The following is a 7,796-nucleotide window of genomic DNA, read 5'->3' on the forward strand; positions in this document are numbered from 1 at the left end:
TCCTTGGAGGGGACGTTAAACCCGCTGCAGAGAGTCAATTGCTATACGCCCTTATATAACCTGCCATCTGATGCGGCCGCTTATGTCATATACATTCAAACCGATAACCGTTAACCGATGATGCTCAAAGGATTCTCTATATACGGCTTGTTCGGAGAGTTTGATTATAACATAAACCTCAGCGGCGGCCATATAACGTTCGTGCACTCACTGAACGGTTACGGAAAATCAACGGTCATGAAACTCATCTCCGACATACTGAAGGGGAATATCGACGACGTAAAAAGCGTTAACTTCAAGAGAATGGACCTGAAATTCGACGACGGCTCCGCGCTCATCGTGGAGAACACGGGCGAATCCCCTCTGATACAGATGCAGAAGAACGATATCGAAGAAGAGATCCCCGCCGAGGATCTGAGAAATGTGATGAACGTTCTTTACATACCTCCTGACAGGTCCGTTGTGCCTTCGGATGACTGCCTCATACCCGCGCTCGAAGCGCACGTAAGAAGCCTGGCCGACAAACTTAAGAATGCCAAAGCGAACGATAAACTTGTGAGCGTGCCAAAGCAGGGCAGGAAAGAATATTCTGACGCGGAACTGGAATTCCGGAGCAAGGATCTGAAGGCGAAACTTGATTTCATAAAACGCGCGGGCATCGAGCCTGATATGCCTGCGGGATACAGGTTCCCTCCGACGAGGTTCGAGATCATGGGATACCGCGAAGATTATCTGGACCTTCTGTTCTCTGTGGAAGAATACGTCGGCAGATACTATGAACTTTCGGAATCGGCGATCGTTTACGTTGATATTGTGAACGATCTCCTGATAAAGAAGAATGTCTACATCAACGACAGCAACATCCTCAGCATCAGAATGGATAACGGCGCGGCCCTCCCTCTTGACAAACTCTCCTCCGGAGAGAAGCAGATACTGATAATGTTCTATCTCCTTCTGTTTGCAGCCGAGCACGGGTCGCTCGTAATAATGGACGAACCAGAGATATCCCTGCACGTGGCGTGGCAGCAGAGCCTGGGAAAGACATTCTCAGACATTGCCAGACTGCGCGATATGCATATCATAGTCGCGACCCACTCACCTCAGGTGATACATGACAACTGGGATCTGTCTGTTGAGCTTAAGGTGGAAAATGATAGATGACCTTACATGCGCGGACATAGCAAACAGCATCTCCATGCTGAGATCCTCTCATAAAGGGCCCATAATGGTGGTAGAGGGCATAACCGACAGCAGGCTGTTCGGCAAATTCATAGACAAAGACGAAGTGAAGATCATCACCGCCTACTCCAAAGATAACGTAAGGAAATCTGTCGGGGAGGTCTGGGGGGCGAGAGGCGATAAACGGGTCATAGGGATACTTGATGCGGATCTTGACAGACTGTGCAGAAAAACATACAATCCGCCTATATTTGTCACCGACAAAAGGGATATGGAAACAATGATCCTGAGCACAGGAGCGCTGGATGATGTGCTCACTGAGTATGCCGATCCCGAGCTCCTTAATAGCTTTGAAGAGAACTACGGGAAAGCGGAGGATGTTCTGGCAAGGTCGTCCTACCCGATAGGGCTGTTCATGTTCATATCCGCGAGGGAAAGGCTGGGGCTTTCTTTCAAGAATATGGATTACTCATCGTTCATCAACAAGAAGACGCTTTCCATCGACATAAGGAAAATGATCGAGGACGTGTTCTCCCAATCGGTGAACATCTGCATCGGAAAGAAAGAGATCGCCGATATGATCGCAGAAGAGGAAGAGGTGCTTGACGACCCGTGGATCGCCGTGAGGGGGCATGACGTGGTCTCCGTGCTGGCGCTGGCGCTGTCGGAGACGTTCGGTTCCTATAACAGCAAAGATATAAAATACGGCCAGGTGAGCGGTTCGCTGAGGCTGGCGTTCGGTTTCGGCTATTTCAAAGAGACGGACCTGTACAAAGATACGATGAAATGGTCCCAGAGACACAATTACATCCTGTGGATCACTCAATGACAAAGTCCTCTTTCTTGGCGCCTTCGGCCGTCTCTATCATCTTCTGGACCTTCCGGTCGCATTCGTCCAAAAACCTCTTGCAGCGTTCTCTTAACACTACCGCTCTTTCGTATATCTCCAACGCCTTATCGAGATCCAGGTTCCCGTTCTCCAGCTCGTTCACGAGCTGTTCGAGGGTCTTAAGGCTCTCTTCGAATGTCATTTCCTCCGCATCCATCATCTCATCTCCACTTTCTTGACCTCGGCCTCCGCCTTTCCGTCTTTCATCGTCACGTTTATGTTTGCTCCGGCCCGCATCTGTTTGGAAGAGGTAAGCGCCCTGCCCCCCTCGTCCGTGACCAGTGCATAGCCTCTGTCCAATACCTTCATCGGGTTTATGCTTTCCAGCCTTTCCGAATATCTTTGAAGGTCCTTCCTGTCGTTCTCGACCATCCTCCGGACGTGCAGGTCCATGCTCGAATCCAGCTTGATGAACCTTCTGCGCATGACGCCCGCCTTATCCTTAAGCGCGGAATTCATCCGCGCATCAAGTTCGTCCAGCCTCATTGAGTACATAGATATCCTTTGCTCCGCGCGCTTCGGGGCGAGCTTAGAATCCAGTATCTTGAACCTGTAATGCATCCTTTCCAGTATCCCCGACAGGGATCTGTTGATCCTTATCATATCTGTGTCCAGGTGTTTGTTCACTTCTTTGCGGTCCCTTAACGCAAGTTCCGCGGCCCCCGTGGGGGTGGGGGCCCTGACATCGGCCACGAGATCGGCGATGGTAAAATCTGTCTCGTGGCCTACGGCGGATATTATCGGCGCTTCGGATGCGGCGATGGCCCTTGCGACGATCTCCTCATTGAAAGCCCACAGGTCCTCTATCGACCCTCCTCCTCTTCCCACAATGATCACGTCCACCCCCTCTCTGTTCAGGGCCTCTATCCCCTTCGCTATCGACTCTGCCGCGCCTTCCCCCTGCACCTGCGCCGGATACAGGAGAATATCGGCGGGGAAGAGCCGCCCGGAAGTTGTGACTATGTCATGTATCACTGCGCCGGCGGGGGATGTGACCACGCCGATAACTTTCGGATACAGGGGGAGGGGCCTCTTCCTCGATGGGTCAAACAATCCTTCCTCTTCGAGCTTCTTCTTCAACGCTTCGTAGGCGAGGTAAAGGTCTCCCACGCCGGACCGTCTCATCATCTCTACTATGAATTGGTATGCCCCGTTTTTCACATACAGGTCCACTCTTCCGAATGCGGTCACTTTCATGTTGTCCTGGGGTTCGAAGTCGATCCTTGCCCTGGACTGTTTGAACATCACGCCCCGGATCTCGCTGGTGCTGTCCTTCAGTGTGAAATAATAATGCCCGGAAGGATACTTCTTTAGGTTGGACAGCTCCCCCGTGACCCAAACGTCATTGACGGCGGAAGACTCCGACAGGATGGCCCTCACTCTTGTATTGAGTTGGGTCACCGTTATCGTTTCCGCCATGCTATCCGCATGGGTATCCGCTTTAATCTATTTGCTGTCAGAACACGGTGAGAGGAAAGGCCGTATGAAGGTGCGCCTTACCGGTGACGCCTTTATCAGGTAAATTTATAAGTGACATCTCTATTAAAGCGTGACAAAAGATAGCACGATAAAGTGATATGATGGCCTTCTGGAACAAAGAGATAGAAACGATGCCTCGTGCGGAGCTTGAGAGGCTGCAGCTAAGTCTTCTGAAAAAGCAGGTGCGCACGATGTACGACACATCGAAGTTCATCCATGACCGCATGAAGGCCGCCGGCATATCCCCTGCCGACGTGACGGACCTGAAAATATTCCGGAAGATGCCGTTCATGGTCAAGGATGACTTCAGGGAAAATTATCCGGACAGCCTTTTTGTAAAGCCGTATGAGGATCTCGAGAGGATCCATGTCTCATCCGGCACCACCGGAAAGCCTACGGTCGTGGGATACACCAAAAAGGACATCGACGACTGGGCGGAATGCCTTGCAAGAGGTATGGTATCCTTTGGGATGAGCAGCAAGGACCTGATACAGAACAGCCACGGCTACGGCCTGTTCACAGGAGGACTGGGCATACATCAGGCGGCGGTGAAGGTCGGCGCCACACTGCTGCCCACGAGCACGGGGAACACGGAAAGGCAGATCCAGCTGATGCGGGACCTTCCCGTCACGGCTTTCGCGGGAACGCCTTCCTACCTGTTCCACATCGCGGACACATGCGACAGGGTGGGTGTTGATATACACAGGGATACGAAGGTCAGGCTTGCGATTGCCGGAGGGGAACCGTGGTCCGAAAGCATGAGGGTCAAGATACAGAACAGGACCGGGATACGCGTACACAATTGCTACGGCGCAAGCGAGCTCTACGGGCCTTCGTTCCTCGAATGCGACAGACAATCCGGCGCGCATGTCTGGGCGGATATGTGCTACATGGAGATACTGGACAAGAACGGCGACCCCTGTGCAGACGGGGAGAGAGGAGAGCTCGTCGTCACCATGCTGCAGAAAGAGGCATTCCCTCTGATAAGATACAAGATAGGGGACATATCGTCGCTTGAATGGGAGAAATGCGAATGCGGAAGGACGCACCCCCGTCTGATGAGATTATCGGGAAGGACGGACGATATGCTTGTGGTCCGCGGCGTGAACGTGTTCCCTTCCCAGATAGAGGGCGTGATCGGAGAGATGCCGTACCTGAGCCCGTTCTACCACATAACCTTGGAGAACAAGAACTATATGGACGATATCATGGTGGAGGTCGAACTTAACGAATCCGCTCTGACCGAGGATATGGTGGAACTCGGAAAAATGGCAAAGCTTCTCGAGAGCAGACTGAAAAAAGTGCTCGGCATCAATATAAAAGCGAAGCTTGTGCTGCCCAGAACATTGAAAAGGTTCGAGGGCAAGGCCCAGCATGTGACCGACAACCGCGAATACGACTGAAGATCATCCCCGTATCCTTGCGGCGAACTCCTTCACTTTCCCGTCATATTCTCCCGACAATATCTTCTCCTTTACTGCAGACGGTATCCTGAGATCCCCTTCATACTTGATGGAAAAGAATTCACAGAAATCCCTGAGGCCGTTGACGGCATAGTCTGCGACCTCCTCTTCCCCGCCCAAGGTTATCAGAGCGGCCATCTTCTTCCCGGCCATGTCATTATAGGAGAAATCCTCCGAATGGCAGAGACAGTGGAGCCTGTTGAGGAATGCGATCGTGCACGGCGTGAACTGCCACATGTAAATGGGCGATGCAAGCACCGTTAAATCCGAGGACAGGAATTTCTGATACAGGTCGGACATATCATCGCTGATCACGCAATGGTTTTTCAGAACCGCTTCCTGACAAGAGCCGCAGTTCCTGCAACCTATGATGTCCTTTTCAAAAATGCGGACCTCTTCCGCCTCCGCATCATTCCCGATGCTGCTGAGGAACCGTTTCACGAGCTCGGATGTGTTGCCTCTGGTTCTGGGGGATCCGTTGATAATAAGCACTTTCATACTTCTTGTTACAGTTTCAGAGTATTTATCGGTTTATGAGCGACGGGGTCCGTATTCAGTGAACTTTGTCCTTCAGTCTTGAGAATGACGCGCACTGAACCGCCATAACGGCTACCCCGATGTCCAGCGGGTCGTTTATTATCGTCCCCGCTTTTTTAATCCCCAGTCCGTCAAACGGGAAAGGTATTCCGGGCGAGGATATTATCGCCCCTTCTTTCACAAATCTCCCGTCGATCGCGCCGGGTGACGAATTCAGCACAAGGTCATGCGCAATGAGCGCGTTGTTAACATCAGCGGCCATTTTGACAGGAACACGTTCTGAAAGCTCTTTCATCCTTTCTTCGTCGATGTCGTAGACTGTGACCGTCGCGCCCATTCCTATCATCATTTCTGCGGCTATGCTGCCTACCCTTCCGATGCCGAGCACCAGAACCTCTTTCCCCGCAAGCCCTCCCGCCGCCCCCTTAAGGGCCGAAACATAACCGGCGGCGGTCGCGAAGGAATTGTTGGAGAATTTACCGTTCCTCGTATTGATCGCTATGAATTTGATATCATCTGCCATGAATATCATCTCTGCCTCTGCCGAAAGGGCCTCCGCAAGCCCTGTCACGTCTGCGGCCTCGGTGATGAAAGCCTCCATTCCGAGCCTCCGAACTATCTCAGCGACAGATTCCGAGAATTTTGTTATTATCCCCTTTCCTGACGTCACCGGCACTATGCCGACCTTGATGCCCTCAAGATCGATCATATCGGGGGTGATGCCCACCGCATCGCATGCCAGTTCCACTGTGTCCATCCCCGTAAGGTAGATCAGCATCTCATTAGCGCTGTCGAGCGACCTTATTATGTCCTTTACCATGTCATCTGTTAATCTTGTCATCACATCATCCCCGGTGATCTGTCGATATACTCTTCCAACTCACACTCTTCCATCGCATTGCTGATGAATCTCTTTCTCTTTTCCAGGACCTCGGCCGCGTTCTTTCCTTTGTTGATGACTGTTGCTCTCCATACATCCTTTCCGGGAGAGTAATCGGTTATCGCTTCGTCCGATCCGAAGAACCTCTGTTCGAACCTGGGCCCTTTGATCTTACCGAAGGCCTTTTCGCCGCATGTGAAAAGGTTATTGTTTTCCACCAAGTAGTGCTCATACGCGGAGCACTCGTTCCTGCTCGCTCTTCCCGTGCTCTTTCCTGTTGCCGAGAACACGAATTCTTCCAGCAGGTTGATGTCTGTGGCCGCCCACACCGCGGCGGGGGTCTGGCTCGGGATGCGCGCATCTATTTCCAGCACTCTGAGCCCCTTTTTCGTATAGATCGCCTCCACATCCATGAGTCCGCTGAGGCCTATGCCGTCCGCGACCCTCCTTCCTATGTCCGCAAATAAAAGGTCATCATCTTTCGGCAGGATATCGGGCTCGCAGAGGACCATTTTGCAGTCGTAGTTACTGTCGAGGACCACCTCGGTTGTAGGATATGGCCTTGCGGGACCTCCTCCTCCGATGACCTCTATAGAAACGCTCTTACCGGATACGAATTCCTGTATTATCGGCGTGTCGCCGAGGTCTCTGACGGTCTTCAGCGCGGCGGCCATTTCCCCGTCGCCGCTTACGGCGGATACGCCTATGCTGCCGCTCTGAGAAGAAGGTTTTACTATCGCGGGGAACCCGCATTCCGGCCAAGGCTCCGGCATCGGAACGCCGAGCTCCGCCATTATTTTGTTGGATTGCTCTTTGGAGGATGATATTGAGTATGCGTCCATATCGAAAAGGAACGGTATGTCGGAGTTTTCCATCACTCTTTCCAGAGCCGTCAGGGCCTCTATCTCCTCGCATGCGGGTATCACCGCATCGCAGTCCAGAAGGGCCCTTTCTGCCGCCCCCTGGTCTTTGACCACATCCAGCACCTCATACGCGTCGGAAAGCGACAACGCCGGCGCCTGCTCCTTCCGGTCTATGACAAATGTCTCGAACCCGGCCTTCTTTGAAAGGAATACCGCTTCCGTGCCCTGAAGGGCCCCTCCGACGATGCCTATCCTCATCGTGTCCCTCCGGCCTTCAGTTTTCTGAGAAGGCTTTCGTACTCTGTGTTCGTGGCCGCTTTTCTTCCCATTTCATCAAGGAGACGGAGCACATGCGCAACGGACCTGTGGCCGTTCTCGATGTCCAGCTCATGCTGCGCAACCCCCGCCAGGTCCTCGTTGGGAGGAACGATCGATGTTATCACGTTAGCGCCGGCGTCCAGTCTCGTCTTCAGCCCGGCTATGCCTTCCACGTCCAAGGAGGCGGG

Annotated in this window: 9 protein-coding genes; 3 read left to right on the plus strand and 6 right to left on the minus strand. The window is 52.6% G+C overall.

What is annotated here, in order from left to right:
- Positions 1-117: 117 nt before the first annotated feature.
- Positions 118-1,161: an ATP-binding protein gene (locus FWG96_07455; protein ID MCL2033083.1), complete on the plus strand. Its 1,044-nt coding sequence runs from the start codon at positions 118-120 to the stop codon at positions 1,159-1,161.
- Positions 1,151-2,008 (plus strand): DUF4435 domain-containing protein, encoded by an 858-nt coding sequence (locus FWG96_07460; GenBank protein MCL2033084.1) that lies wholly within the window; start codon positions 1,151-1,153, stop codon positions 2,006-2,008. The genes FWG96_07455 and FWG96_07460 overlap by 11 nt, the downstream gene beginning before the upstream one ends.
- Here the strand turns inward: FWG96_07460 and xseB are convergent.
- Both xseB and xseA read right to left on the minus strand, forming a co-directional pair.
- Positions 1,998-2,228 carry an exodeoxyribonuclease VII small subunit gene (xseB, locus tag FWG96_07465; protein MCL2033085.1) on the minus strand — a complete coding sequence of 77 codons (231 nt, stop codon included), beginning with the start codon at positions 2,226-2,228 and terminating at the stop codon, positions 1,998-2,000. The two genes, FWG96_07460 and xseB, sit on opposite strands and share 11 nt — an antisense overlap.
- Positions 2,225-3,487: an exodeoxyribonuclease VII large subunit gene (gene xseA / locus FWG96_07470; protein MCL2033086.1), complete on the minus strand. Its 1,263-nt coding sequence runs from the start codon at positions 3,485-3,487 to the stop codon at positions 2,225-2,227. Before xseA ends, xseB begins: the two co-directional genes overlap by 4 nt.
- A 161-nt stretch (positions 3,488-3,648) precedes the next feature.
- On the opposite strand from xseA, the gene FWG96_07475 reads away from it, so the two are divergent.
- Entirely contained in the window at positions 3,649-4,950 is a 1,302-nt protein-coding gene (locus tag FWG96_07475; protein MCL2033087.1) for a phenylacetate--CoA ligase, read from the plus strand.
- Between the two features lie 3 nt (positions 4,951-4,953).
- Here FWG96_07475 and FWG96_07480 read toward each other — a convergent pair whose 3' ends face one another.
- The 4 genes from FWG96_07480 to FWG96_07495 all read right to left on the minus strand — a co-directional run.
- Positions 4,954-5,508 (minus strand): flavodoxin family protein, encoded by a 555-nt coding sequence (locus FWG96_07480; GenBank protein MCL2033088.1) that lies wholly within the window; start codon positions 5,506-5,508, stop codon positions 4,954-4,956.
- A 55-nt stretch (positions 5,509-5,563) separates the two neighbouring features.
- Complete coding sequence (pylD, locus tag FWG96_07485; GenBank protein MCL2033089.1) at positions 5,564-6,388, minus strand: 3-methylornithyl-N6-L-lysine dehydrogenase PylD; 825 nt, start codon at positions 6,386-6,388, stop codon at positions 5,564-5,566.
- Positions 6,388-7,548 carry a 3-methylornithine--L-lysine ligase PylC gene (gene pylC / locus FWG96_07490; protein ID MCL2033090.1) on the minus strand — a complete coding sequence of 387 codons (1,161 nt, stop codon included), beginning with the start codon at positions 7,546-7,548 and terminating at the stop codon, positions 6,388-6,390. The genes pylD and pylC overlap by 1 nt, the downstream gene beginning before the upstream one ends.
- Positions 7,545-7,796: methylornithine synthase PylB (locus FWG96_07495; protein ID MCL2033091.1), on the minus strand; the 252-nt coding region annotated here is incomplete at its 5' end. The genes FWG96_07495 and pylC, both read right to left, overlap by 4 nt.

The sequence above is a fragment of the Candidatus Methanoplasma cognatum genome (assembly GCA_009777615.1).
GTDB lineage: Archaea > Thermoplasmatota > Thermoplasmata > Methanomassiliicoccales > Methanomethylophilaceae > Methanoplasma > Methanoplasma cognatum.